Source organism: Roseibium sp. AS2 (genome assembly GCF_038900065.1).
GTDB lineage: Bacteria > Pseudomonadota > Alphaproteobacteria > Rhizobiales > Stappiaceae > Roseibium.
Window position 1 is genome coordinate 1 of the sequence record NZ_JBBMQN010000007.1, and the last position, 24939, is coordinate 24939.

A 24939-nucleotide genomic window follows, 5' to 3' on the forward strand; every position below is an offset into this window, starting at 1 on the left:
CCTATGTCGAGCGCTACAACCGAACGGTACGCCATGAATGGCTCGGACAATACATATTCGAAACGATCGAGGAGGCAAAGGACCACGCCACACGCTGGCTATGGACATACAACAACGAGCGGCCCAACATGGCCATCGGCGGAATTACACCCGCAATGAAACTGAAAACAGCGGCCTGAAGTCCAGTTTTCCAGCCCACTAAAAATGGGATGATTACCGGGACTACTGGCGTTTGACAATGCCAGCCTTGACCAACCAAAAACAGAAGTGATGGAGTTCGATATTTTAGCAGAACTTCTTGATGCGACTGACCTCCCACCCAAGCTGCTGGTAATGAACGCATGTAATACGCTGGACGGATCAGACATTCTTCTTGAGGCCGTGCCCGTTCTTATCGCCATGTCCGATACGGTTGGGGATGCTGGTGCCGGCGTATTTGCCAGTCAGTTTTATGCTGCAATTGCGAGTGCGCAGTCAGTCGGATCGGCTCTGCGGCAGGCTAAAGCGATGATGAAACAAGCGCTGCTCCGCGAAGATGCAGAACTTCCGCAAATTTTAAGTCGCCCCGACACGGATCCGAATGAGGTTGTGCTAATCAAGCCACCTAATAAGGGGTGATTGGAATCGGCTCGAATGGCAAGCCCAAGTCCATGACCTGGCTGCATCGGTTCAAGCAGGAATCCGGGCTGGTGGACTGTGTGTCCCGGCCCAGTCCAGCCCATGGGCGGCTGCGGGAATGGACCTTTGAAGACATCGCCAATGCCTGGGAACGCTACTACATGCTGAAATGGTAGGGGGAAAGGCTTCCCCTGCCTGCAACCCGCAAGGCGGTTTTACGTCACCCCTTCTCTCGGGACACAGAGTTTTGCTGACTTAAAAACAATAGGCTTTGGACGCAGATTTATCCTTTCCAACTTCAACCCATGATTGTTATCATAGTCGCAATTTAAGGGGGATTGGATGCGTCTAAGTAGTATATCCATTCGAAACTTTCGGCGTCTGAATGACGTGTCCGTTGATTTCGAAAGCAAGGAAACTGTTTTTGTTGGCCCGAACAACAGCGGCAAGACTTCTGCAACGGCTGCCATTCGTAGCTTTCTCGGGAACCGGGAATTCAAAATTCATGACTTCTCCATTCTCGCAATTACCTCTATTGACGCCTACGCTCCCGGGAACGAAGCCAGCCTACCCCAAATAGAACTTGATCTCTGGTTTCACATCGATCCGGACTCAATTGCGTTCGGTCGGGTCTTTGCCTTGGCAACGAGCCTTTCCGCTGATTTCTCGGAAATCGGGATGCGCTGCGCGTTCGCCGTGGATGACGCAGCAGAACTCTGGAAGCATTACGATTCAGCTTTCCCGCCAAAGGACGATGGCACCCGCAAGCGCCCCTTGAGCTTCTTCCTTGGAATGGAAGGCAATTTGAAAAAGTATTTCGGCATCAAGGTGTCTTCGCTGGAAAAGCTCGAACAGGAACTTGTGGCGACGCCACTTTCCGCGCAAGAAGGCAAGAAGATTCTCAATTCTCTGCTGCGCGTCGATTTCGTTGATGCCCAGCGGAATATTGACGACGAGAATGCCGCGAGGAGCAACAGGCTGTCAGACGCCTTTGCGACGTATTACCGGAGAAACCTGGAGCAGGCGGAACTGGCCGAAGAAGCTATCGCGATCATTGAACAGAATAATGAAAATCTGACCAGGCACTACGACGAACGCTTCAGACCCCTGATGACGATGATCGGAGGTCTTGGCCTTCCCTCCGACAACGACCGCGCGATGAAGGTCGTTTCGACACTCAGTTCGGAGGTTGCGTTACGCGGTAACACCGAACTCTTCTACGTCGATGCCAGCACCAACCATGAGCTTCCCGAGGCTTATAACGGACTGGGTTTCAAGAACCTGGTGTTCATGGCCATTCAGGTCAATCATTTTTATCGGCAATGGCTCGCGACCGAAGACAACCGTCCGCTGTGCCAGATGATCTTTATCGAAGAACCGGAAGTGCATTTGCACGCTCAGGTTCAACAAACATTCATTCGCCAGATGTGGGACGTGCTCACCGCCGACGCACCAGAAGGCGAAAGCAAGCCCCAGCTCACAATCACGACCCACTCGTCGCACATCCTCGATACCGTGGATTTCTCAAAAATCCGCTACTTCCGCCGGTGCCAGATAACCGGTGAACAGGAGGGAGTGACCTATCAGGGAACAACCGTGCACAGCCTTCGGCAATTTCAACCTGAGCCACTCGAATTGGGCGGCGATGTGATTGAGCCAGAGGAAGCACTTTCTTTTCTCAAAAAATATCTGAGACTTACGCATTGCGACCTGTTCTTCTCCGATGCTGCCATACTCGTTGAGGGGTCTGCTGAAAAACTGCTTTTGCCGCGCATGATCGACATATCGGCGCAGGAACTGAACAAGAAGTATCTGACAATTCTGGAGGTAGGTGGAGCTTATGGGATGCGCTTTGCCGGATTGCTCGAATTCCTCGAAATTCCCTATTTGGTCATCACCGACATCGACTCCGTTGATCCCGCGAGAAACCGGGCGAATTGCGTCGCCACCCATCCGGGAGCCGTTTCGTCGAATGCGACTCTGGGATATTTCTTTGGAGAGACTGGAGTCGCCGCACTCTCCGGCAAAACCTTCGACGATTGCCTGCAAGCCGAGGGAATGCGTTTCGTCGCCTTCCAGAAGCCTGTAGTGATCGACCGCGAGGGCAATCCCCATACCTTCCATGGTAGAACCCTTGAAGAAGCCTTTGTCTACGAAAACCTTGATCATTTTCATGCGGAAGGTCTCAGCATAGGCGTCGAGTTGCCTGCAGATCCAGTCGAATTGCAGGAGGCCGTTTGGAAACGCATCAAAAGCGACACTTTCAAAAAGACCGAATTTGCCATGGATGTCCTTGCCTTCGAAATACCGGCAGGCGAGGACGAAGAAGCGAATGCGGAACAGAACCGGGACTGGAATGTCCCCCACTACATCGACGAAGGCCTAAAATGGCTGGAGACACGTCTCTCCCAAAACCAGGGAGCCGGCGAATGACGGCAAAACTCAAGCCAACTGAGGCCGATAAGAAAATTGCTGAGTGCATCGCCAAGGACGTTTCTTTTTCGGTTATCGCAGGCGCCGGTTCAGGCAAAACCACATCGCTCGTTGAAGCTCTGAAAGGAATTCAGAAGACCCGCGGAAACGAGCTTCGGAAAAACGGTCAGCGCGTCGTGTGTATCACATACACAAACCGTGCCGTTGGAGTCATTTCATCTCGTCTTGGTTTCGATGAACTCTTTTACGTCTCCACCTTACACGGATTTCTTTGGGTAGAAATTGCTCGTTTTCAGGACGCTATTCGGGAGGGCCTTCGTGATGCGATCATTCCGCAGCATATGGAAAAGGCCCGCCAGAAAGATAATGGAGGGACGTCGCAGGCAGCGCAAAAAGCCAGGAAAGATCTGGAACGCCTGACCGCCGAACTTGCTGCGCTAAACGAACAAAAACCATCAGTTTCTTACGAAGAAACCGTTATCAGTGACTATTCCAAATGTGTCCTGAACCATGATGATGTTATTGACGTCGCGGCCTATCTGATCACGAACAAACCGCTCTTGCGCAAAGGCCTCGGGTTCAAATACCCCTACATCTTCGTCGATGAAGCTCAAGACACCTTCCCGAAGGTCGTCGAGGCGCTCAATGCTGTGTGCGCGGGTGAAGGGTTACCAATCGTCGGATATTTCGGCGATCCGATGCAGCAGATTTACGATAAGCGCGCCGGGGATTTTGCCGGTCCTGAAGGCTCCGAAAAGATTCCGAAGGAAGAGAATTTTCGTAGCTCGACCTCCGTGATCAACCTTCTCAACAACTTCAGAACCGATCTGAAGCAAGTTGCGGGTGGGAAGAACTCCGACGTTGAGGGCAGCGTCTTGACTACGGTTGCGCAGGCTCCCGACCCAGCCGGTCCACGGAAAACCTATACCGCTGAACAACTCGATGAAGTAACGGCGAAGTTCGAGGAAGCCGTTGGAAAATGGGGGTGGACCGATGACGCGCCCGTAAAGCACCTTTTTCTGGCGCGACAAATGATTGCGCGGAGGCTCGGATTTGTCACCCTGCACAGGCTCTTTACAGGTGACTATTCGTCGTCCAGATCCCAATCCGACTATGAAGACGGCACGCACTATCTTCTCAAACCCTTTGTGGACGGCATTTTTCCATTGGTCGATGCATCCCGCAACAACGATCCTAAGAAGCTGATTGAAACACTCCGAAGAATAAGCCCTGCTTTTGACGACACTGGAGCGAACAAGAGCAAAACTCTCAAACAGATGCTCGAAAAAGCCTCAAAACACGCCGCTGATTTGGCGGAAAAATGGGAAGGCAATACGGTCAAAGAAATTCTGGAATACTGTAGCGCGAACGCGCTTTATCCAATTTCGGACCGCCTTGCAGGTCAGTTGGCTCGCGCTCCCCGCGAAGCTTATGACTCCGGCAATGAGGATCACCAAAAGGAAAAAGGCGATTGGCTGGCTGATGAATTCTTCAAGTTGAAGGCTGGCGAACTCGAAAAATATATCGATTTTCTGGATGAAAATTCTCCTTTCAGTACTCAGCACGGCTCGAAAGGCGAAGAGTATGAGAACGTGCTGGTCATGATCGACGATATCGAGGCAGCCTGGAATACCTACAGCTTTTCGAAAGTTCTGACCCCTGGTGTCGCGGGCAATCCAACCGACCGGCAGCAAGAACTCACTCAAAAACTGGCTTATGTCTGTTTTTCACGGGCGGAAGTGAACCTTAGGATCCTGATGTTTTCGAGAGACGCGGAAGCTGCCAAAAAAGAACTGGTCGAGCGCGGTCTGTTCCAGGACGGCCAGGTTTCAATTTTATAGGTACCGGACAGATCCTTATGCAGATTCACTATTTCGCATCGATTGTTTTCAGGAAGATTTGAAATCTATGCGCCTTCTCGTTTCAGCCGACATTCATCTGGGTTCGCCAATCCGCTCGGCCGCGATGCGCAATCCGGATTTGGGCGATCACCTGAAACAGGCAAGTAGGGACACGTTCATCCGCATTGTCGATCTAGCCATATCGGAAAATGTCGAAGTTCTGGTTCTCGCCGGCGACATCTTTGATAATGACCAACCGGACCTGAAGTCGCGGGCATTTCTGATTTCGCAATTGGCACGCGCCGCTGACGCGGGTGTTCCCACAGTCCTGATCCGTGGCAACCACGATGCCCTTCTCGATCACCGAGCCCACGGTAACCTGGGCCCGAATATTCATTTGCTGCACAAGAACGAGCCCAGCGTGGAAATCGGTGGCGTGTGGTTCCACGGACTGTCGTTCGACACGGCGCACGTCTCAAAAAGCTTCCTGCCCGACTACCCCGCGCCGGTGACTGGCCGGAAAAACGTCGGACTGATGCACACGTCCCTTGATGGGTCTCCGGGACACGACCCCTATGCTCCCTGCTCCGAGCATGATCTGCTGGCGCATGGCTATGACCTTTGGTGCCTCGGACACATTCACGCGCCATTCGAGCGATCATCCGGTTCGGTTCTCGCTGTCATGCCTGGCATCCCCCAGCCACGCTACTTCGGGGAGCGGACCGGCGGCACTGTCACGATTGTCGAGCTTGGTGACGGCAAACCCGCATTCGAGAGGCATCAGGTCGGGCATCTGAGGTTCGTTGAATGCCCACTGGATCTGACCGACTGTTCCGATGCCCCGGAAATTCTGAGATTACTTAGGAGCGAGTTTGAAGGCCTTCGGGATCCCGAACACCTCACGGCGGTCCGTCTTCTGGTGACCACAGCTCATCACACGGCTGACATGCTGATGGCCCTTGCCGACGAAGTGCTTGAAAGCATCGATCGCGTGTTTGTCGACAAAATCAAAGTGACAGCCCCAAAGATGCTGGTCGATTCAAAGGCGGATGACCTGGTGCGCCTAATGCAGCAAGAGCTCACCGAACCGGGCTTCCAGCTTGCCAGCAAGGAGATCCTCGAAGAACTCAGAAATGCACTGCCTCGCGAAATCACCGACGAATTGGCTGAGGAGGTTTTGGATGACCTTCTGCAGGAAGCCATCGGCGAAGTCACACTGTCTCTGCACGCGGGAGCCGCGAAATGAGACTGAATCGACTTGATCTAATCCGCTATGGTCGCTTTGACGGTGCGGAGATTGAGCTTCCCCGCCCTGCAGACGGCCACCCAGACGTGACGATCATCTATGGACTAAATGAGTCAGGGAAATCCACGGCCTTCAACGGGTTTCTGGAACTCTTTTTCGGTATGAAGTCTGGAACCCACCCGTATGCTTTCAAATTTGACCGTAGCGATCTTCTCGTCGGCGCAGAACTCGAAATACCCGGGCGTGGAGCAATGATCTTGCGCCGCAACGGTAAGCGCGCCCAGTCCCTGCTTGATCATCAGGACCGCCCTGTAGAAGAAACCATCCTTTCGAGCGCGCTCCACGGGCTGGGCGAGGACGACTATGTCGAACGCTTCTCACTGAATGACAAAGGTCTTCGGGAAGGTGGTGAGAGGATCGCTGGTGCCAAGGGCGACCTGGGACAGCTTTTGCACGCCGGTGTGTCGGGTCTGACCAATATGGCAGAGACGCTGGAAGCCATGACGGCTCGCGCTGAGCAATTTCACAAGAAAGGCGCGCGGAGTACCGCGCTCAAAACCGGCAAAGACCGGTTGAAAGAAATCAGTGATATCCTGAAAGCAGCACGATTGACCCCGGATCGTGAGAAAAGCCTTCGCAAAGACAAAGTTGAAGCCCGAAAAGCATTCGAAGAGGCGGACGCCGAACTCGTCCGTGCCCGAAATCGTCAGGCGGCGGGCAAATCTGCTCAGACATGGTACGATCAGACTGAAAAAATTCGTGAAATCGAAAAAAAACTTGCTGATTTTCCCGCAGGCCCGGATCTGAAAAATGGCATGGCTGGAGACGTTGCCAAACTCGTAACAACCCTGTCGGAGAAAGCAGAGAGTATCGCAAGCGCCGATGACAGAATTGCGCGCCATGAAGCGACCATTTCCGAAAACGAGGCTGACCCGGCTGCCGGACAACTCGTCGCGGAACTCGCAGAGCTTGATCAAATCAGGATCGATGGAGCTTCCCTCACCTCGCGGGCGGATACGGCCAGATCGGATCTGGAAAAGCGCACCGGTGAGCGCGATGACACGGCACGCCAAATAAAACAGATTCTGACGGCGTTGGCGGTATCTAACGAGCCTGCAGAGGCGTTGGTCCTGACGACCGAAGAACTGGAGGCACTCGCAGATGCGGTGCAGGCGTGTCTGACCACCGAGGGAGAGTTGCGAGCGGCATCAAACGTGTTAAAGACCGCCCGCGATCAGTTGGGGGATGCTCCAACCGAACCGAAGGATTTATCTCAGCTGCAGGTCGCATTTGAAGCATGGCAAAAAGTTTCAGATGTGTCAGGCCTTGAACATAACCTCGGATCGGAACGCGCCCGGCTTGCCAAAGCGGTGTCTGGCCTGCCTACCTTCTGGCAGACACTTATCGAGAACGGTCTGCCTGCCCGTGAAAGTCTCGATGAGGTCCTGCGGGAATGGAACACCCTGACTGCCAACATCGCTTCCGCCACAGAAGATTTGGAAGGTCGCGAAGCGGAGTACAAAGCAGCGCGCGCGAAACGCGAAGCCGACGAAAGCGCACCGGATTCGATTGACGCGGCAGCGACGGAAGAAACGCGCCGTCTGCGCGACACAGCCTGGCAATCGCATCGTGGCAGTCTCTCCGACGAAACGGCAGAGCGTTTTGAGGAGGCCATGTATGCTGATGATGGCGCCCGAACGAGTTATCTGATGGGCACGGAGGCGCGAAAGCAGCTTGCGAACTCGCGCGCGCAAGAAAGCGCCGCAAAAGCCGCACGTGACACGGCAAAAGACAAGCTCGAAGTACTGAGCGGGAAACTCGACGCCTTGACGAAACGGGTCGGATCACTTTCGACGGCTCTGGGCTTTCCCGCCGATACGGGGCCGGCTGCATTTGCTGCGAGACTTACTAACTTGACGGCAGCGGCTGAGATTGCCGCCGAGGTCACGATTGCGGAGAATGCCTTTGAGGATCGCACCATGCGCCGAAAGGCAGCCTTTGACGATCTGCTCGCCGCAGCCCGCCTTGTCGACATCGAAGGTGAAGAAAGTGACCTACCTGAGCAGGTTGGCAAGGCTCTAACACTTCAGGAGAATGTCCGTCTGACATGGGAGAACTGGCGTCGCGGTGAACGCACCATTGCCGACTACGAGAAAGCCGTATCTCAAGCAAAGACAGATCATAAGGCAGCCATGAACCGATTGGAAACGCTGACCTCGGCGTTGCCTCTTCCTGATCGCTCGGCCACCGGCGTAAAAACCGCGCTGCCGCAGCTGCGAACGCTGCAACAGCTTCACGGCAATCATAAAAGCCTGGCAGGACGTGTTGATGCCTTAGAACGCGCCGTTGCCACCCTGGCAAAGAGCGCCGCACGATTGGCGGAGATCCTAGGAGAGACTTTCAATCCGAAGGACGATCCCCTCCCCGTGATCACGCGCGCTCGTGTGCGCGTAACCAAAGCCGCTGAAGCGGATCGTGTGAGAGAACGAGAACAGGAGCTTCTCGACCAGGAAGTGATAGGCCGGAAGCGTGCACTCACCGTGCGTGACGAAGCGCAAACCCAGCTGGAGAACCTGTTTGAAGGGCAAGGCGGTGACGATCTCCCGCCAACGGAGCGAGCTGAACATTTGGCAGAGCGCGACGAATTGCGACAAGGTCGCGCGAATGCTGATCAGCTTCGCAATGAAGCGCGCAACGGCGTGGATCATACGCTCTTCGACGAAGAGTTAGCGCGTTTGCCAAACGCAACACGAGGGGCAGAACTGCAACAAGAACTCGACGATGCGCAAACAATACGTGATGCCGCTCGCGATCTCTCCAATGAAAAGAAACGCCTCTATGACGAGGCCTACAACGCCGCTGACAATAGTGCGCTAATCACGGAACAGGCCACTATACTCGAAGAGCTGCGAAGCAGTGCACGCCAGGCCGCTGTCGCAAAACTCGGGGTTCTGGCTGCGCGGGGCGCACTGAGAGGTCTGGCCGCCGAACGTCGCAGCACAATGCTCAAGGATGTGGAAGACGCCTTCGTCACCATAACAGCGAAGGAATGGGAGAAAGTCGAGGTTTGGGGCGAAACCGAAGGCGAGAAACTTGTCGGCATCAAAAAAGACGAAAGCCGGGTACCGGTCGAAAAAATGTCCACCGGGACCATGGGCCAATTGTATTTTGCCCTGCGTCTTGCCGGGTATCGCAGTTTCGCCCGCGATCCAGGTCCCCTTCCCATGATCCTCGACGATATTATGGAGACCTTCGATGATGCCCGCGCATCTGCCGCACTAAACCTCTGCGCGGAGATTGGACGTAGCGGTCAGGCAATCATTTTCACGCATCACGCGCATCTGGTCGAGTTGGCTCGTAAGAGCATTCCGGGGGTTTCCGTGGTGGATATGCCTACTTGATATGGCATTAAGCGCTCTAGGAATGCTGGTATCACGCTTCCGAACGTTCATGACCTGAAATTGGCGAAACCGATGCTTTGATTACCAAGGTGTTCATCGCAACAAAGCAGTGATTTGAGAAATGGCTATTTGTGCCTATTGCTGGAATGACAGGGAGCTCTGCGCTTCACATTCCATTCCCGATGGCTTTTTCAAAGCGATATCTCGGCGCAACAACGGCAAGCTGATAACCATTCCCGGAGGGGCGGGTCAAGTTCACCTCAGCCAAGATTCTGGCAAGGCAGATCTTCTTTGCGAAGCGTGCGAACGCCTTTTTAACCGGCGATTTGATGGACCACTGGTCAATGCCATGAAATTGTGGGATCGCAAGATCCAGCAGGAAGGCTTCTCAGCTCGGATAGCGTTTTCGCCCAACCAGATGGCCCAAAGCCTGGCATCCATTTTCTGGCGCGCGAGTGTTTCCGGAAATGATATGTATGCGCACGCTAGAGTTAGTATGCACGATGCTAATGCGCTTCTTTCCCTTGTGCAGGGCGAAGAGGAGGCAGTCCTGAAGCTGTGCTCTTGCTCAATTCGTCGCCTTAAAGATCGGCGTTACAAGAACCATGATGGCTTTACGCAGGATGTAGTTTCACAAATCATAATGCCGGTGAGTGCCCACCGTTTGAGCTGGGGACGCAAGAAGCCAACTGTCTATTTTGGATTCTCCGTCGTACTGCAGGGCTTTCTCTGTCACTTAGCCATCCCGCGGCTTCCGGCTTCAAAACGAAATGCACCGGGTTTTCTTCATCCAAAGGACCGACACCTACATGCACCTCCGATGCATCTACTCGACTATAAACCCCTGATGGATTCCATGGTGATGGGATTAGCCAAGCATTTGGATGGGCAATCAACGCTCAAAGAGTAAGAAACGCCGTTTCGCCCTGCGCCCAACCGGAATGGTGTGGAAAGGCGTCGGCCATGAGCCCTTGGTCGATGGCAATAAGCGTGAGACTCTGGAAGGGTTGTCTTTCTTCTCATTATTCTCTCATTGAGTGTGCCATGACCAAGACAATTCGCGTTCTCCTTCCGCTCGATAGCCAGGATGAACAGACGTTCGGACTGGCGCTGGCATACACAGAAAAGATCGCCACCACTGCCGGAGTTTTGGACGTCATTCTGCTTACCCACACTCGGGCGCAACTTGATGGCACGGGCCTGTCTCATTTCCTAGGCCCTGCGGCATCCAAAGCCCTTACCAAAGGGAAGACGGTCAATTTAGCTTGGGGTGGTAAGCTTCGTGGCGAGACCATGAAAACCATGCGCTACCAAGCTCGAAGTTCAGTGGTCATCGCTTACTATGCAAACGAGTCGCTTCTCGATTTTCTCGATGGACTCCACGGCATCGCTGGCGTTGTCGCAGTGCCTTGGGTCCCTGGAGAGGCCGATGGATGGGCCGCAAGATGGAACACCCACATTCATGGACAAGAGAAGCAACCGCCTAAAGTGCTAATTGACGATCCAATTGTGGTCCAAGCCCTGGAGACGTTGACCACTATCATCAATCTGTCGACTGGTCTTGGACATCCTCGGGACAAGCAAATGGCCAACGAGATATTGCGCATCCTACGGGCCAAAGGGCACAATGATCCATCTGGAACCATAAAATCGTGGGCTATCAGCCATAACTGGAGCCCTTCTGCCGCTTCCGATTTGGAAGCGCTTGCCAAGAAGGTTTGGTCGCTAAAGAGCAAGCCCAGCCTATCAGGCTTCCACGACCCTGAAGGACGGTATGAACGCTGGAAAGCTGGCAGTTAGTTAGGAAATCCCTGAGCGGTCTCTATTCGACGCTCGCCCAATTCCCGCCTTATTTGACTGAAAACCGGCCTCTCCCTTGGACCAATCAGTTTCATCAATTCTGCAATACGCCTGCTCGACTGACTCACACATCCCTCACACACTCACACAATTAGTTTCATTTCTTGTTTTCTTTTCAGTATCTTACCTATTTAAGTCTCGGACTCTGACTCCGTTAGTCCTGGTTCGAATCCAGGTTCCCCAGCCAAATTTTCCGTAAGTTGTTCAGTCAGTATCCATCACGCAAAAACTTCTCTCACACATCGGCAATCGTGTCCGGTGGCAGCAAGTTGGAGTATTTTCAACTTGGGAGAAGTGCTTCAATGCTCACCGCCAATGGCCCGCCAGCGTGTTCCGTTGAGGGCGTTATTCGAGCCTGGATGTGGCGCGCGTCGGGAAGCGCCGGGTACCGTGGTCAAGCGGGCTCCAAAACCGGTCAATCCGCTTGTGCGGAGGCCCGGCCGACCTTTCGAAATTCTGGATGGGGCAATTGGCAGGGCAGTTTCGCGCGTTTGATCGCGCGAAACTGCCGAGAACATCCGTCAGACGCTGTATTCCGATTCGGACGTTACGTCCGAATAATCGATGGAAACGGTTTCGAGGGACAACTCCATGTCATCCTGCGCTTCGCACAACCCGAGAACTGCGGAGAATGCATGAATGCCGCCGAACCAGCCTGTCAGATAGGTGGTCATTCCCATCGCTCCTGTGGCCATGCCGCCCAGGTCGAGACCGCCCCATAACGGCGCCGTCAAATTGCCGACGGCCGACCCGACAATCTTGCCGATGAAGTTGTGGCCGAGTTTCTCTTTGCTGCCGAAATTGTTCCGGATCGCCTTGTCGAGGTTCTCGGCAAAAATCTCTTTCGAGAATTCAGGCGCTTGTACTGGCTCGTAGCCATCTTTGGCCACGGTCTGGCGCAGGCCGTCCGTGAGTGCCCCTTGCACAAACCCGGCCACGGTCGATGTTATTGTTTTTGACAATGCTTTCACTACGCCATCGTCCAGACCAAGATGCGCGACAAGCCCCCCCTGGAGCGCATAGCCGGCCACGAAGGCGGCCATCACGGGGGCATCGATCGTGAGGAGTTCATTGCCGAACTGGTTTTCGACAGGCTTGTAGGTGGTCATCGACAGCGCCGAATTCAGGACGCCGGAGACGACAGTGCCGACGCCTGTATGGATCGCTCCGACAAACACGCCACCAACGATCCGGCTGATGACATCTGCCGTCCCCGGATCCAGCGGCGTTTCCAGCAACGCGGCCTTGACAGCCTCCTCAACCAGAGGTTTGACGCCGAAGGTCAGGGCAGTCGATGCCGCCTGAACCAGGCCGGCCTTCAGACTGTGCGCGGTCTTGTCCCAACAGGCACAACATCCGCCCGAGCCCTGGTGGTCCGGCGGTGTGGTGTCGTCGCTGAAGAAAATGGAGTTTGATTCATCGGTCTCTATCGAGCTGAAACCTCCGACGCTTGAATAGCCTGTGACGCTTGTGGTGGATTGCGAACCGGACGAAGAAATGATCTGGAAACCATCGTCGCCGCTCGTAGAACTGACGTTGCTGTTGGCATTTCCGTGGTCTGTCGACGGCTCCATTGAGATTGACACTTCGGAGCTGCTGTTACTGCTGCTGCGGAAGCTACTGGTACTGGAAGAACTTTGCGTGTTGCCGGGATTCTGAAGGTTGTATTCTCGCCTGGCTATGATTTTTGGCAAAACACTGGATAGGCTGACATCACTGTCGGATGAACTGGAGGGGCCGCCGGTGCCATTGCCGGTCGGGGTCATGGCACTGGAGAACGAGCCCGAGTCCGATCGTATGCCGTTTGACGATCCCGGTGCCCTGTTGATATCGGGGCTGGTATGCGTATTCGAAGAGATCTGGCTGCCGGAATTACCGATCCGGCCGACCTGGTTCTGTCCTGTGCTGCCGACTTTACACACGGCTGTTCTCCCAAATGGTGATGTTTGTTCGCGGCGGCCGCACTTCAGGCGATAATCACGTCACCGGATGTGCCGGCAGCGCTCTGTTCCCTTGACTGGTCGAGATACCAGCGCGCGCAACTGGTCGCCCGGTCGGCGAAGTCCAGCAGGTGCTGCCGCAAGCTCCCGGCGTCGAACCGGCCGGTCGTCAGTTCCTGCTCGACGTAAACCGACCCGCTGGCCGCGTCGACATGCAGGCAGTACCCGCCCGCAAACAGGTGATAGGCATTGAACTCGGCAATCGGGCCGTTCAGCACTTGCACCGTGTCGCCGTCATTGTAGAAGATCATGGTCGACAGCAGCATGGCGCCACCCATCCCCAGCCGCAGCTGAAGGATCCTGTCTTGCGCATTCAAGAGGTAGTCGTCCCCGGCCTCTATCTCCTGCGGTTGCTTTCCCTGGTCCACCAGGTAGTCGGCAACCAGAGCGCGGAATTCATCCTGGAATTTGGTCATCTGTCATTAGAATGACCGTCGCGGCTCGCGCCCTCCACCGGCGTCGTTTGACCCGCCGGCACCCGGCTTTTTCAAGAGACCGGACACAGAAACCCCGCGGAATGGCCGGCATCGGGTCGCCGGACGCTCCGCGGGGTTCACAAAACAAAAGCCAACCGGTTATTGCAGCGCACGTGGCAGATAGAGTGCGATATCCGGAAATATGATCAGGGCAATGACCATCAGCGTCATGACAAGTACGAACGGAATCGAACCCAGCATGACCTCGCTCATTTTGCCGCCCTTGCGCGCGCCCTGTACCACATAGAGGTTGAGTCCGACCGGCGGTGTGATCAGCGCCATCTCGATGAGTACAATCATCAGGATGCCGAACCAGATCGGATCGTAGCCGAGGTTGACCACCAGGGGGACGACAATCGGAATTGTCACGACCATGAGCGACAGCGTCTCGATGAAAAAGCCCAGCACCACATACATGACGACGATCACCAGGAGCGTCCACAGCGGGCTCAAGCCCAACCCTTCCAGGAAGAACCGCAATTCCTGACCCATGCCGGCGGCGGACAGCGTGAAGTTCAGGAAAGACGCCCCGATGACGACAAGCATGATCATCGCGGTGATCTTGACGGTTCCCGCCAGGGCTTCCGTTATCATCCTGACGTTGATGCCTCCGAACAGGGCCGCGATGAGGATCGCGCCCCCTACCCCGACCGAAGCGGCTTCGGTCGGCGTGGCCCAGCCTTTGTAGATGGCCCCGATGATCACCGTGAACAGGAGAATGATGGGCACCAGATCCACAAGCGCACGCATCATCTCCGAAAACGGGAAGATCCGGCGGTCCCCGCCGAGATCAGGACGCACAGCGCAAATCATTGCGGTCGCCAGGACGAAACTGACGGCCAGGGCAATGCCGGGCAGCAGTCCGGCAACAAACAGCTGCGGAATGGATGTCTGGGTCAAAAAGCCATAGACGATCAGGTTGATCGAGGGCGGGATCATGATGCCCAGTGTGCCGCCGGCCGCAATTGCACCGGAAAACAGCTTTTGATCGTAACCGAGTTTTTCCGCTTGCGGCATTGCCACCGTTGCGACGGTCGCAGCCGTTGCGACCGACGATCCGGATGTGGCCGAGAACATGGTTGCCGTGGCGATGTTGGCGTGCACCAGACCTCCGGGGAGCCAGGATACCCAGCGATCAAGAGCCGCATAGGTTCGCGCCGCCAATCCGCTTCGTACGAGAACCTCCCCCAGGAGAACGAAGAACGGAATGGCGATCAGCGTCGAGCTGTTGGACGAGGACCACACCAGACGGCCCAGCCCCTTGGAGAGCGGAAAGGAACTGAAAAAGGTATCGATACCGAAACCCAGCAGAAACAGGACGATACCTACCGGAATCGACAAGCTCAACAGTCCGAGCAGACCAACCGTGACAAAGGTAATCATAACGCGGCATCCTGTTCGGCAAAGGCTCCGATAGCGGCTTCCGACTGTTCAAACCGGCCCTGGTAGACGAGGGCCAGCGCGGCAAGGAAAGTCACCCAGGCCATGGTGGCGAACCAGATCCAGCCGGCGAACCAGGGAATTTGAACGAGAGCCAATGGGGTTTCGAGCGGTGTGTTCGCACGGGACCCGTTGGCAAGGGTGGTTTCCAGCACCGACCAGCAGCGGATCGCGATGACGTTGACCGTTGCGGACAGGACAAGCATGGCCACAAGATCCATCAGGCTGCGCCCCACCCGGTTCACCTGGCCACGCAGGAAATCGATGCGGACATGGGCCAGTTCCAGCATGGCATAGCCCATGCCCCAGGCAGTGGAGATCGCCATCACATAGCCGGTGATTTCGTCGGTCCCGCCGAAGGAGGACCCCATTTTCCGCAAGACGATATCGAGCAACACCGAGCCGGCGCAGATCAGCAGCAGGATGCCGATCAAGACTGCGACGATCTTGTTCACCCGGCGTAACATCGAAAGGGTCTGTTGGGCCATTGAGGTCCTCCTCGGACGGGCTCGGCTGAAGTTAGTTCAACGCAATCGAAACACCGACGACTTCACCGACGCTGTCGTTCCAGCGTTGCGCCCATTCCTTGCCGGCACGCTCCGCCCATTCCGGCAGAACCTGCGTTTCCAGGATTTCACGCGCCTTGCTCATGTCCGCGTCGGTCACCTCGACCAGGACCATCGACCGTGCGTCTCCGGACGCGCATTCGCCGTTGCCCGTCAGGCAGGCGACGTCGTTGGTAAGCGCACCCTCGGCCGATGCCCAGGCCGGGGCCTCGAAGTTTTCGCTGACCTGGGTCGAGATCAGGTCCTGGGTCGCGGCGTCAAGGCTGTTCCACTTGTCCATGTTGATGGCCGTAACGACCGGATCCCAGCCGCCGAGCGGCAGCGTGAGCAAATGGGTGGCGACTTCCCACCAACCCGCGCTGTAGCCGGAGCCGGCGCCGGTCACGGCGCAATCGACAACGCCTTTCTGCAGAGCGCCCGGCACCTCGGAAAACGCGACATTGACGCCTTCGGCGCCGAGCGCTTCCAGGAACTTGGCGGTCATGCGGCCGGACGCGCGGATCTTCAGGCCCTTCAAGTCGTCAAGACCGGAGATTTCCTTGTTGCAGAACACCACCTGGGGCGGATACGGCGCGATGGCCAGCACATGGGAGTTGAAATTGTTGTTGAAGATTTCCTCGATCATGGGCCGGGCTGCCTCGACAACGGCCTGCTCCTTGTCAGCGGTCAAGGCCACCAGCGGCACGTCGAGGCCTTCGAGTTCGGGGGCATCGGCGACGGCATAATCGCCAACGGTCATGCCCACATCGAAAACGCCGTCGCCGAGCATGCGGAACACGTCGGCCACGCCCACGCCCATCTGATCGTGCGTGGTCAGTTGAACCGAGACCTTCCCGCCCGATGCATCGGGAAGCGTCTTTTCCCAGAAAGGCGCTTCATACTGCTTGTGGAGCGGCAGGCTGGACCAGCTTCCGACCACCGAAAGGTCTTCCGCCATGCCGAATGATGTCGACAACGCGGTTGCGGCAAGTGCCAGGATTGTTCTTTTCATCATAGTTCCCCTTTTTGGTTGTTTGATTCAGAAGGTAGATCAACAAGGATGGGCACTTCTGCACCATCCGGCACATCAGTGATCAACATGTGCCCAGGCTTGTGCGTGATGCAGACCGGCAGACGCGCATTCCGGATGACGGCTTGCGGCGTCACTCCGCAGGCCCAGAACACCGGTGTATGCGTGCCCGGTGTCGGCACGGGATCGCCCCAGTCAGGGGCGCCTATATCGGCAATCCGGATTTTTCCCGGATCTCCGATATGGAGCGGGGCGCCATGCGCGAGCGGAAAACGGCTGGAAATGGCGACCGCCTCTTCCACCCGGTCGGTCGGGATCATGCGCATGGAAACCACCGTGTTGCCCTGAAACGGGCCCGCCGGTACGGTCGGGATCGCGGTGCGGAACATGGGTACGGTGCGGTCGTTGCTGATATGCCAGACATCAATGCCAGCTTCCATGAGCGCGTGCTCGAAGGTGAACGAGCAGCCGAGCGCGAAGGCCACGAGGTTGCTGTCCCAGATGCCGGAGATATCATGCACGGATTCCGCCAGCTCTCCGTGACGGTAGATGTTGTAGGCCGGAATGTCGGTCCGGATGTCGATGTCCGCACCAAGCGTATGCATTATGGGACTGCCCGTGTCCGATACGCCGATCAACGGACACGGTTTCGGGTTGCGATGGCAGAACCGCATGAAATCCAAGGCGTAGTCGGAGGGTGTTATGACGACATTCGCCTGCAGAAACCCCTTGGCCAGCCCCGCTGTGTGGGATTTGTAGTCACCACGCCGGATTGCTGTTTTCCGGGCGTCTGCCCCCAGGTCCCGCACTGTCTGATAGCTCTTCGCCACGTTTGCCAAATCCTCTTTTTTGGCAAACTCAGTCATCCAACGAATAAACACAAATTGATATTTTTTGCTAATTTTTATAATATTTTTTTATACGCAGCCGTTGATTGCAATGCCGGCGCGATTTCAATTCACGAGGTGCCAGTCTTCGGCGACAGTTCTTGCAAGAGTTGCCGCGGCTTCAACCAGATGACTGTGCGGATCGCCGAGATAGGAAACGGTGAAGCTCAGGTCGCTTGGTTTCCATCCCGGATCAAATTCCTGCAAACGATTTTCCTCGACCAGGCTGCGCCCGAGCACCCGGGGCAGCGCTGCCACACCCAGACCTGCTTCGACAAGCCGGAAACAGGCCGACAACGAGGATGACGGGAACACCGAGACATCCGGCCCGACCTGGTCGAACAGAAGCGTTTTCAACTCCCGCCAGGGACGGGTGTTGCGCGCATATGTGATGACCGGCTTCTCCCGCAGGAGCCGATTGCCGCCCTCTTGCGTCTGGGCAATGCCGTAGGCCGAATACCAGGTCAATTCAAATCCGGGCAGGACGACATTGTCGACGGAATACTCCGAGACGGGCCCGAGCAGCATGGCGAGATCGATTTCCCGGGCAAGAAGCCCGGCGCGCAAATTGACCGAGATGTCCACGTTGATGTCCACTTCCAGACGTGGATACTTGGCATGCAGAGCGGACACAAAATCCGGCAACCAGCATTGCGCGATTGTCTCCGACGCCCCCACCCGCAAACGCCGGTCTATTCCTTCCGGGGCGACAACGACTTTTTCGACACGATCGCTCAACCGCTCGAATTGCTCGGCATATTGCATCAGCAATTCGCCACGTTTCGTCAGTTTCATGCCCGAAGCCTGACGCTCGAACAGCGCCACCCCGAGGCCTTCCTCCAGTTTCTTGATGCGTGTCGTGACCGCAGGCTGCGTCAAATGCAGGTTCTGGGCGGCCTTTTGCACGCCGCCAAGCCGACACACCATCAGGAAGGCGCGTATCTGATCCAAATTCAATGCACGCATGGCCAAGTATAATTTTCTCTTTTGAAGGATAGAATTTGTCGGCTGAACAAAATGGTCGCTTGAGCATATTTGTCTTGCTTATTCCAAAGCGTGCTGATCGTGACCCATTTGACGGTCCATTTCCGTTTGCCGGCAAGGCGCGCCGTGTTGCATGTCGTTTCCGGTACACCGCGTTGCCTGGCGACACGCGTCTGGCCGAAGGGCGTCCCGGCGCGGTCGGATGAGTCATAATCAATGCTCTTTGGTATTACTCCGAAAATATGCCTATTGTCAGTTCGCGATTGCAAGAAATATCACCCCATGGACGGAAAAGACTTCTCACGTCTTTATCTGGCGACCTGCCAGGCGCTTCGAACCTTGCGGATTGCGATTTCCATGTCGGCAGATGACATCCGGTTCCGGGCGCATGGCTCCCTGGAAGGTGGTTGGACGCAGGCCTTGCGTTGCCGGCGTTGCGCGACTGGCATGCACCTCCACCAGATGCGGTTCAATCAAGCTGCCATCAGACCCTTGTCCTGATCCGAAGGCAGCGGGGACAAGAGGGGCTGTCTGGGCTTCCTGCCCTAAGCATCGGTTCCGCTCTTCTCTTTTTCCGCCATTGCGGCGCTCAACGCCTCCGCCAGCGCCCGCACCCGCCTTGGCCGGGACCATCCGGGTGGAAACATCATCTGCAAAGGATTTGGCGGGGCCGCGTGCTCTTCAAGCAGGGCGACAAGCTTTCCGGATGCCAGGTCGGGTGCCACGTCAAGTTCCGATTTCAAGATGATCCCCTCCCCGGCCAGCGCCCATTGCCGCACCAGGGAGCCATCATTCACCGTCTTGTTTCCGCGCACGGTAACAGTCTGCGTCTTCTTCCCGTGCCCGAAGCGCCAGACATTGTCCAGGGTCGTTCCGAACCGCATGACGAGGCAATTGTGTTGCGTCAGATCGGCGGGTTGCTGCGGCGCACCCATCGCTTCGATGTAGCGTGGTGACGCGCAGACGACCCGGCGGTAGTGCCCGAGGTTCCGGATCCGCAAGGTGCTGTCAGTGACAGTTCCGAAGCGCAGGGCCAGATCGTATCCCTGCCCGACGATGTCGATGTAACCATCGGATAGCGACAGTTCTATCGAGATTGCCGGATGGTCTTTCGTGAATCCTGAAATTACGTCCGACACGACACTGCGGCCGAGATCCACGGGCGCACTGATCCGTATCGGTCCTGAAAGGGTCTCGGCTCCGTGACGGATGCGCGTGTCGAGGTCTTCAATTTCGCTCAGCACGACTTTGGCTCCGCCGAGCAGAATTCGGCCTTCGTCCGTCAGGCTGAGCGAGCGTGTCGTCCGGTTGAAGAGAACGGCACCGTAATGGGCCTCTAGAGCTGCAAGCCGTTCGGACACCGTCGTTGCGGACAGGCCGGCCTCCCGTCCCGCGGCGACAAGACTGCCTTTTTCGGCGATCGTCAGGAACAGGCGAATGTTGTCAATCAGCATTGCACGGATTTTCCGGATTATCTTTTCGATCCGCGCATGTTTATCCTGAATAGTCCGGACTGTATATCCGCCATACCGAAACGGTTCATCAAAGGATCAGATCAATGCCTAAACTCACTGTTGTCGCAAACATTCACGCCAGGCCTGACCAGATCGAACTGGTGAAATCCGAGCTGTTGAAACTGATCGCGGTCACCCGCGCCGAGAAGGGCTGCATCAACTACGACCTGCATCAGGACACCGAAAATCCGGCACATTTCATGTTTTACGAAAACTGGGAGAGCCGTGAAATCTGGCAGGAACATATGAACGCGCCCCATCTTGCAGCCTACCTGGCTGCAACGGAAGGAGCTGTCGCGGAGTTCATTCTCAACGAAATGTCTCAGATCGACTGACGGCTGGCAGGCCCGGGCCCGGCCGGGGAAACGGTCCTGGCGCTTCTCTGGCCCGAAATACTCCTCTTCGAGACCCATGCCCGCATCAGTTCGCACGAAACCATTTTCCGCTTTCCGCCCCTGGCGCCAGCCGTCCGGATCATTGAAGCGGCGCGGCAATTCACACAGACAAGGACACCTCCGATGAAAGCAGTAGGCTATACAAAAAACGGCGCGATCGATCGTGCCGGCGCCCTGATCGATCTGGACATCGACAAGCCCACCGCCGACGGCCATGACATTCTGGTCAAGGTCGAGGCTGTCTCCGTGAACCCGGTCGACACCAAGATACGCACAAACCGTCCGGCGGAAAGCGATGCACCAGCTATTCTCGGCTGGGACGCAGTCGGGGAAGTGGTCGAATCCGGCGACAAGACCAGCCGGTTCAAGGTCGGCGACAAGGTCTGGTATGCGGGTTCGATCAACCGGTCGGGCACCAACGCCGAGTTCCACCTCGTGGACGAGCGTATCGTCGGTCATGCGCCGAAATCCATCCCGACGGCTTCCGCCGCCGCGCTGCCTTTGACGACACTGACCGCTCAGGAAATGATCTTCGACCGCTTGCGGGTCACCGATCCGGTGCCCGGCGCGGCCAATGCCATCGTCATTATCGGCGGTGCCGGCGGCGTGGGGTCCATCGCTATCCAGCTGCTGCGCGCCCAGACGGACCTGACCATCATCGCGACAGCTTCCCGCCCTGAAACGCAGGACTGGGTAAAGGATCTCGGCGCGCATCATGTGGTGGACCATTCCAGGCCGCTGCCCGAACAGATCGCCGCACTGGGGATCGGCGCGCCGGCTTTCGTGTTCTCGACCAACTACTCGGACACCTATGTGCCGCAGATCGCCGAGTTCATCGCCCCTCAGGGACGTTTCGGCCTGATCGACGATCCTGCAGACCTCAGCATCATGCCGTTCAAGGCAAAAGCGGTCTCCATTCACTGGGAACTGATGTTCACCCGCTCCCTGTTCACCACGCCGGATATTTCGCGGCAGGGCGAGATTCTGGATGAAGTGGCTGGCCTGATTGATTCTGGAAAGATCCGTTCAACGGCAACCGAGACATACGGCGCGATCAACGCGGAAAACCTCAAACGGGCCCACGCGCTGATCGAAAGCGGCAAAGCCAAGGGCAAGATCGTTCTGGAAGGGTTTTAAATCGCGGGTTCGAAACCTCGGACACGTCGCTCTCCAGACCACCCGCCCAAGTGGAAGGTGGTCTGGTGCAATGGTGTGCCGTGCTTTCGGACCGGTTTCCCGGGCAGCGTTGTCCGGCTTGCCGTCTCGATGCGCGCTTTACAGTTCGATGACGACCTTGCCGATGGCCTTGCCGCCTGTCAGGCGGTCATGGGCGGCACCGGCGTCGGACAATCCGAACCGCATTTCATCGAGCACCGGCCTGAGGGCGCCGGCATCCGCGATGTCAGCGAGTTTTGCCAGGATGTCGCCATGGTCCTGACGCTTGTGGTCGTAAAGCATCGGAATCAGCATGAAGACCACGTGAAGCGACAGTCCCTTGAAGTGGACCGGTGTCAGGTCTAGTTCCAGCAAAGACACGGTTGTCGAGACATGGGCGTTCAGGGCCGCGGCCTCGAACGAGTTGGTCAGATTGCTTCCGCCAACGGTATCGAACACGATATCGAATCCGGCGCCGTCCGTGTGGCGCGCCACATAATCCGCGATCTTTTCAGCCATGAAATCAATCCCGGTCGCCCCGAAACCTTCGATCACGCCCATCTGCTTGTCCCCTGTGCCCGTTGCATAGACCTCGGCTCCGAAGTGCCTGGCCAGTTGAATCGCGAGGTGACCGACACCGCCGGCGCCACCTTGAACGAGGACCTTCTTGCCGGCGCCCGTCCCTGCGCGCTGCAGGCCTTCAAAGGCTGTGATGCCGACCAGCGGCAGGGCCGCCGCTTCACGCATGGATAGCGTCTTCGGCTTGCGGGCGATCAGTCTTGCGTCGGCAACCATGAATTCGGCCAGGGCACCTTGGAGATCCGCCAGTCCACCTGCACAACCGAAAACTTCATCGCCCACCGCAAATCCGGAGACGCCCTCGCCCACTTCTGTAACGGTGCCGGCAAAGTCCATACCCAGGACGGCGGGCAGGTCCGGAGACAGCGGCAGATCCTTGCCCATCTGGCGGATCATGGTGTCGACCGTATTCACGCTGGTGGCCGCAATGCGCACCACGACGTGGCCCGCCTTCGCAGCGGGAGCGGGAATATCGGCAGGTTCAAATGCGGCACCCTCACCATAAGCATTGAGGATCATCGATTTCATCGGACTACTCCGTAGGTGTTTCGGTGAGTTGCAATGTAGATTAATTAGAAAAACGCAATAAGAACCTAGGTTTTGAATTCAGTTTTCCGATTTTCTGTATAACAGGTGGTGTCAATCGATCAGACCGATCCCTCGGAAGATCTCCACCGGTCCTGCCTGGGCGTCTTCTCCGGGTGGATCGGCTGCCGATGCTTTCCGTCGGCGCGTCGGATGGACGGTGGGTTTGGCACGGCGCTTTTGCAGAAGCGTCAATTCCCTGTCGTCTTCCTCACTTAAGCAAGAACGTCCGACAGGATCGGGCCGAAGCGTTTCCAGGGGACCTGGCATCAACCCCAAGTAGGGATATGTTAATTTTTAAGGTGTTATTTTTGCTGAGCTATTCGGCTGGTGCCAAAGCAAGTGCCGGTTTCAGATACAAGACATTTACTGGTGCGCGCCGGGGGGTGCCCAACAAAATTGAAGTTCGGCTCTTCTGGCAACTCGGGATCGCGGCATCCGGGCAGGATTTTGCTTCCATGAATTGATTCAGACCATGTTGAACTCCGGGGTCGCGTCATTGATTGACGCGTGCATGAGGCAAGGACGACCCTCGGGACCAGGCACTCTCAGGCCTTGTCAGGTGTCTCGTCCTGAACGATCGCGGGCGTCCGATATGCCCGTCAAACTCTTATGAAGGAGCTCGCCAGGTGCAAGCGACCGATCAGACTCAAAAACTGGCTATTGATGGCGGCGTTCCGGTCCGTACGACACCCTTGCCCTGGGAACTTCCCGGCGCGCACTGGATCGGCGAGGAGGAACGCGAACTGGTCGACCGGGTGCTGCGCGCGCAAAGTCCGTTCCGGTTCTACGGCATCGATCCCCAGTACATGGTGGAAACCCTGGAGCAGGAATGGTGTGAAACCTATGGGCACAAGCATGCGCTTGGTGTTTCCTCCGGCTCGGCTGCCTTGTCCATCGCCCTGTCCGCGCTCGAGGTTGGTCCGGGTGACGAGGTTCTGGTCGCCGGATACATGTGGGTGAGCTGCATTTCCGCCATCGTTCGGGCGGGTGCCATTCCCCGGCTTGTCGATATCGACGACACCTTCTGCATGGACGTCAAGGATCTTGAGAGCAAGATCAGTTCCCGCAGCCGGGCCATCCTGCTGGTTCACATGAGCGGCGCGCCCGGACATGTCACCGAGATTGCCGAGATCGCGCAAAAGCACGGGCTGGGCCTGATCGAGGATTGCGCCCAGGCCGCCGGCTCCAGCCAGAACGGAACGCCCGCGGGCGGGTTCGGCGACATTGCCACCTTCAGTTTTCAGATGAACAAGAACATGACGTCCGGCGATGGCGGAATGATCGTCTGCAAGGATGACGCACTGTACCGCCGGATCGTTGCCATGCACGATCTGGGCTACGCCCGAAATGATGCCGGCCGGTTCGATCCCACGGACGAAACCTGCCAGTTCTGGGGTATCGGCGCGCGCATGTCGGACCTGACCGGGGCGATGGCCCTGGCGCAATCGCGCAAGCTGGGCCGGATCACCGGCGCCATGCGGGATGCAAAATGGCGCATCCGCGAAGCCCTGTCGGACATTCCAGAGATTCAGTTCCGCAATGTCATCGATCCGGAGGGCGACAGTGGTCCCTTCCTGATCATGACATTCGAGGACGGGGATATCTGTTCGCGCTTCATGGCCGCCGTTCGAGCCGAGGGTATTCACGGTCCGGAAGGATCGCTGAGTTGCCTGCCCATGCGCGATTGGGGATTGCACTGGTATTTCAACATTCCCAGCCTGACCGAAAAACGATCGAACTCAAGGGACGGATATCCCTGGACCCATCCTGACAACGCCTTTGCGTCCCAGATCGATTACCACCGCGGGCTACTGCCCGTGTGCGACGACCTGCATGACCGTTCAGGCCTGTTGTCGATTGCTTCCATCCTGACCGACACGGATGTCGACGACATCGTTCGGGCATTCCGCAAAGTTGCTGCCGTATATTTCAAGCGCTGAGGCTCAA

General features: G+C 56.7%; 21 protein-coding genes. 12 read left to right on the forward strand and 9 right to left on the reverse strand.

Features of this window, described 5'->3' with window-relative positions; all coding sequences use genetic code 11:
* The 9 genes from WNZ15_RS19540 to WNZ15_RS19580 form a co-directional block, all read left to right on the forward strand.
* A partial coding sequence (locus WNZ15_RS19540; RefSeq protein WP_342894991.1) for an integrase core domain-containing protein occupies positions 1-179 on the forward strand: 179 nt, incomplete at its 5' end.
* Between the two features lie 91 nt (positions 180-270).
* Positions 271-618, forward strand: a complete 348-nt coding sequence (locus WNZ15_RS19545; RefSeq protein ID WP_342894701.1) for a CHAT domain-containing protein — start codon at positions 271-273, stop codon at positions 616-618.
* A gap of 32 nt (positions 619-650) precedes the next feature.
* A complete protein-coding gene (locus WNZ15_RS19550) occupies positions 651-794 on the forward strand; it encodes a hypothetical protein (RefSeq protein WP_342894702.1) in 144 nt (47 codons plus the stop codon).
* A gap of 166 nt (positions 795-960) precedes the next feature.
* Positions 961-3051, forward strand: a complete 2091-nt coding sequence (locus WNZ15_RS19555) for an AAA family ATPase (RefSeq protein WP_342894703.1) — start codon at positions 961-963, stop codon at positions 3049-3051.
* Positions 3048-4892, forward strand: coding sequence for a UvrD-helicase domain-containing protein (locus WNZ15_RS19560; protein ID WP_342894704.1), 1845 nt, complete (start codon positions 3048-3050; stop codon positions 4890-4892). The genes WNZ15_RS19555 and WNZ15_RS19560 overlap by 4 nt, the downstream gene beginning before the upstream one ends.
* A gap of 67 nt (positions 4893-4959) precedes the next feature.
* Positions 4960-6138, forward strand: a complete 1179-nt coding sequence (locus tag WNZ15_RS19565) for a metallophosphoesterase (RefSeq protein WP_342894705.1) — start codon at positions 4960-4962, stop codon at positions 6136-6138.
* Complete coding sequence (locus tag WNZ15_RS19570) at positions 6135-9539, forward strand: AAA family ATPase (protein WP_342894706.1); 3405 nt, start codon at positions 6135-6137, stop codon at positions 9537-9539. Before WNZ15_RS19565 ends, WNZ15_RS19570 begins: the two co-directional genes overlap by 4 nt.
* Before the next feature lie 121 nt (positions 9540-9660).
* Entirely contained in the window at positions 9661-10449 is a 789-nt protein-coding gene (locus tag WNZ15_RS19575) for a hypothetical protein (protein WP_342894707.1), read from the forward strand.
* A gap of 134 nt (positions 10450-10583) precedes the next feature.
* Positions 10584-11339, forward strand: coding sequence for a hypothetical protein (locus WNZ15_RS19580; RefSeq protein ID WP_342894708.1), 756 nt, complete (start codon positions 10584-10586; stop codon positions 11337-11339).
* Positions 11340-11920: 581 nt separating this feature from the next.
* On the opposite strand, the gene WNZ15_RS19585 is transcribed toward WNZ15_RS19580, so the two are convergent.
* From WNZ15_RS19585 to WNZ15_RS19620, 8 genes are all read right to left on the reverse strand, one after another.
* Entirely contained in the window at positions 11921-13321 is a 1401-nt protein-coding gene (locus WNZ15_RS19585; RefSeq protein ID WP_342894709.1) for a hypothetical protein, read from the reverse strand.
* Positions 13322-13365: 44 nt separating this feature from the next.
* Positions 13366-13815 carry a hypothetical protein gene (locus tag WNZ15_RS19590; protein WP_342894710.1) on the reverse strand — a complete coding sequence of 150 codons (450 nt, stop codon included), beginning with the start codon at positions 13813-13815 and terminating at the stop codon, positions 13366-13368.
* 159 nt (positions 13816-13974) lie between these two features.
* Positions 13975-15258 (reverse strand): TRAP transporter large permease, encoded by a 1284-nt coding sequence (locus WNZ15_RS19595; RefSeq protein ID WP_342894711.1) that lies wholly within the window; start codon positions 15256-15258, stop codon positions 13975-13977.
* Entirely contained in the window at positions 15255-15803 is a 549-nt protein-coding gene (locus tag WNZ15_RS19600; RefSeq protein ID WP_342894712.1) for a TRAP transporter small permease subunit, read from the reverse strand. Before WNZ15_RS19600 ends, WNZ15_RS19595 begins: the two co-directional genes overlap by 4 nt.
* A 31-nt stretch (positions 15804-15834) precedes the next feature.
* Entirely contained in the window at positions 15835-16872 is a 1038-nt protein-coding gene (locus tag WNZ15_RS19605) for a TRAP transporter substrate-binding protein (protein ID WP_342894713.1), read from the reverse strand.
* The gene (locus tag WNZ15_RS19610) at positions 16872-17756 is read right to left on the reverse strand and encodes a putative hydro-lyase (protein WP_342894714.1); all 885 of its coding nucleotides are present in this window, start codon (positions 17754-17756) and stop codon (positions 16872-16874) included. Before WNZ15_RS19610 ends, WNZ15_RS19605 begins: the two co-directional genes overlap by 1 nt.
* Before the next feature lie 87 nt (positions 17757-17843).
* On the reverse strand, positions 17844-18743 hold the full coding sequence (locus WNZ15_RS19615; RefSeq protein WP_342894715.1) for a LysR family transcriptional regulator: 900 nt from the start codon (positions 18741-18743) through the stop codon (positions 17844-17846).
* Between the two features lie 563 nt (positions 18744-19306).
* The gene (locus WNZ15_RS19620) at positions 19307-20215 is read right to left on the reverse strand and encodes a LysR family transcriptional regulator (RefSeq protein ID WP_342894716.1); all 909 of its coding nucleotides are present in this window, start codon (positions 20213-20215) and stop codon (positions 19307-19309) included.
* A gap of 104 nt (positions 20216-20319) precedes the next feature.
* On the opposite strand from WNZ15_RS19620, the gene WNZ15_RS19625 reads away from it, so the two are divergent.
* Together WNZ15_RS19625 and WNZ15_RS19630 are read left to right on the forward strand one after the other, a co-directional pair.
* Positions 20320-20610, forward strand: a complete 291-nt coding sequence (locus WNZ15_RS19625; protein ID WP_342894717.1) for a putative quinol monooxygenase — start codon at positions 20320-20322, stop codon at positions 20608-20610.
* Between the two features lie 183 nt (positions 20611-20793).
* Positions 20794-21807, forward strand: coding sequence for a zinc-binding alcohol dehydrogenase family protein (locus WNZ15_RS19630; protein ID WP_342894718.1), 1014 nt, complete (start codon positions 20794-20796; stop codon positions 21805-21807).
* A 138-nt stretch (positions 21808-21945) separates the two neighbouring features.
* Here WNZ15_RS19630 and WNZ15_RS19635 read toward each other — a convergent pair whose 3' ends face one another.
* A complete protein-coding gene (locus tag WNZ15_RS19635; RefSeq protein WP_342894719.1) occupies positions 21946-22932 on the reverse strand; it encodes a zinc-dependent alcohol dehydrogenase family protein in 987 nt (328 codons plus the stop codon).
* A 686-nt stretch (positions 22933-23618) separates the two neighbouring features.
* Here WNZ15_RS19635 and WNZ15_RS19640 point away from each other — a divergent pair.
* Positions 23619-24932: a DegT/DnrJ/EryC1/StrS family aminotransferase gene (locus tag WNZ15_RS19640; RefSeq protein ID WP_342894720.1), complete on the forward strand. Its 1314-nt coding sequence runs from the start codon at positions 23619-23621 to the stop codon at positions 24930-24932.
* The last annotated feature ends 7 nt before the right edge of the window (positions 24933-24939 follow it).

Excerpts from the sequence above, each read along its gene's own strand:
- WNZ15_RS19605 (WP_342894713.1), bottom strand. The coding sequence starts at position 16,872 with ATGAAAAGAACAATCCTGGCACTTGCCGCAACCGCGTTGTCGACATCA.
- WNZ15_RS19620 (WP_342894716.1), bottom strand. The coding sequence starts at position 20,215 with ATGCTGATTGACAACATTCGCCTGTTCCTGACGATCGCCGAAAAAGGC.
- WNZ15_RS19555 (WP_342894703.1), top strand. The coding sequence starts at position 961 with ATGCGTCTAAGTAGTATATCCATTCGAAACTTTCGGCGTCTGAATGAC.
- WNZ15_RS19560 (WP_342894704.1), top strand. The coding sequence starts at position 3,048 with ATGACGGCAAAACTCAAGCCAACTGAGGCCGATAAGAAAATTGCTGAG.
- WNZ15_RS19545 (WP_342894701.1), top strand. The coding sequence starts at position 271 with ATGGAGTTCGATATTTTAGCAGAACTTCTTGATGCGACTGACCTCCCA.
- WNZ15_RS19570 (WP_342894706.1), top strand. The coding sequence starts at position 6,135 with ATGAGACTGAATCGACTTGATCTAATCCGCTATGGTCGCTTTGACGGT.
- WNZ15_RS19595 (WP_342894711.1), bottom strand. The coding sequence starts at position 15,258 with ATGATTACCTTTGTCACGGTTGGTCTGCTCGGACTGTTGAGCTTGTCG.
- WNZ15_RS19550 (WP_342894702.1), top strand. The coding sequence starts at position 651 with ATGACCTGGCTGCATCGGTTCAAGCAGGAATCCGGGCTGGTGGACTGT.
- WNZ15_RS19610 (WP_342894714.1), bottom strand. The coding sequence starts at position 17,756 with ATGACTGAGTTTGCCAAAAAAGAGGATTTGGCAAACGTGGCGAAGAGC.
- WNZ15_RS19590 (WP_342894710.1), bottom strand. The coding sequence starts at position 13,815 with ATGACCAAATTCCAGGATGAATTCCGCGCTCTGGTTGCCGACTACCTG.
- WNZ15_RS19580 (WP_342894708.1), top strand. The coding sequence starts at position 10,584 with ATGACCAAGACAATTCGCGTTCTCCTTCCGCTCGATAGCCAGGATGAA.
- WNZ15_RS19600 (WP_342894712.1), bottom strand. The coding sequence starts at position 15,803 with ATGGCCCAACAGACCCTTTCGATGTTACGCCGGGTGAACAAGATCGTC.
- WNZ15_RS19565 (WP_342894705.1), top strand. The coding sequence starts at position 4,960 with ATGCGCCTTCTCGTTTCAGCCGACATTCATCTGGGTTCGCCAATCCGC.
- WNZ15_RS19575 (WP_342894707.1), top strand. The coding sequence starts at position 9,661 with ATGGCTATTTGTGCCTATTGCTGGAATGACAGGGAGCTCTGCGCTTCA.
- WNZ15_RS19635 (WP_342894719.1), bottom strand. The coding sequence starts at position 22,932 with ATGAAATCGATGATCCTCAATGCTTATGGTGAGGGTGCCGCATTTGAA.
- WNZ15_RS19625 (WP_342894717.1), top strand. The coding sequence starts at position 20,320 with ATGCCTAAACTCACTGTTGTCGCAAACATTCACGCCAGGCCTGACCAG.
- WNZ15_RS19630 (WP_342894718.1), top strand. The coding sequence starts at position 20,794 with ATGAAAGCAGTAGGCTATACAAAAAACGGCGCGATCGATCGTGCCGGC.
- WNZ15_RS19615 (WP_342894715.1), bottom strand. The coding sequence starts at position 18,743 with ATGCGTGCATTGAATTTGGATCAGATACGCGCCTTCCTGATGGTGTGT.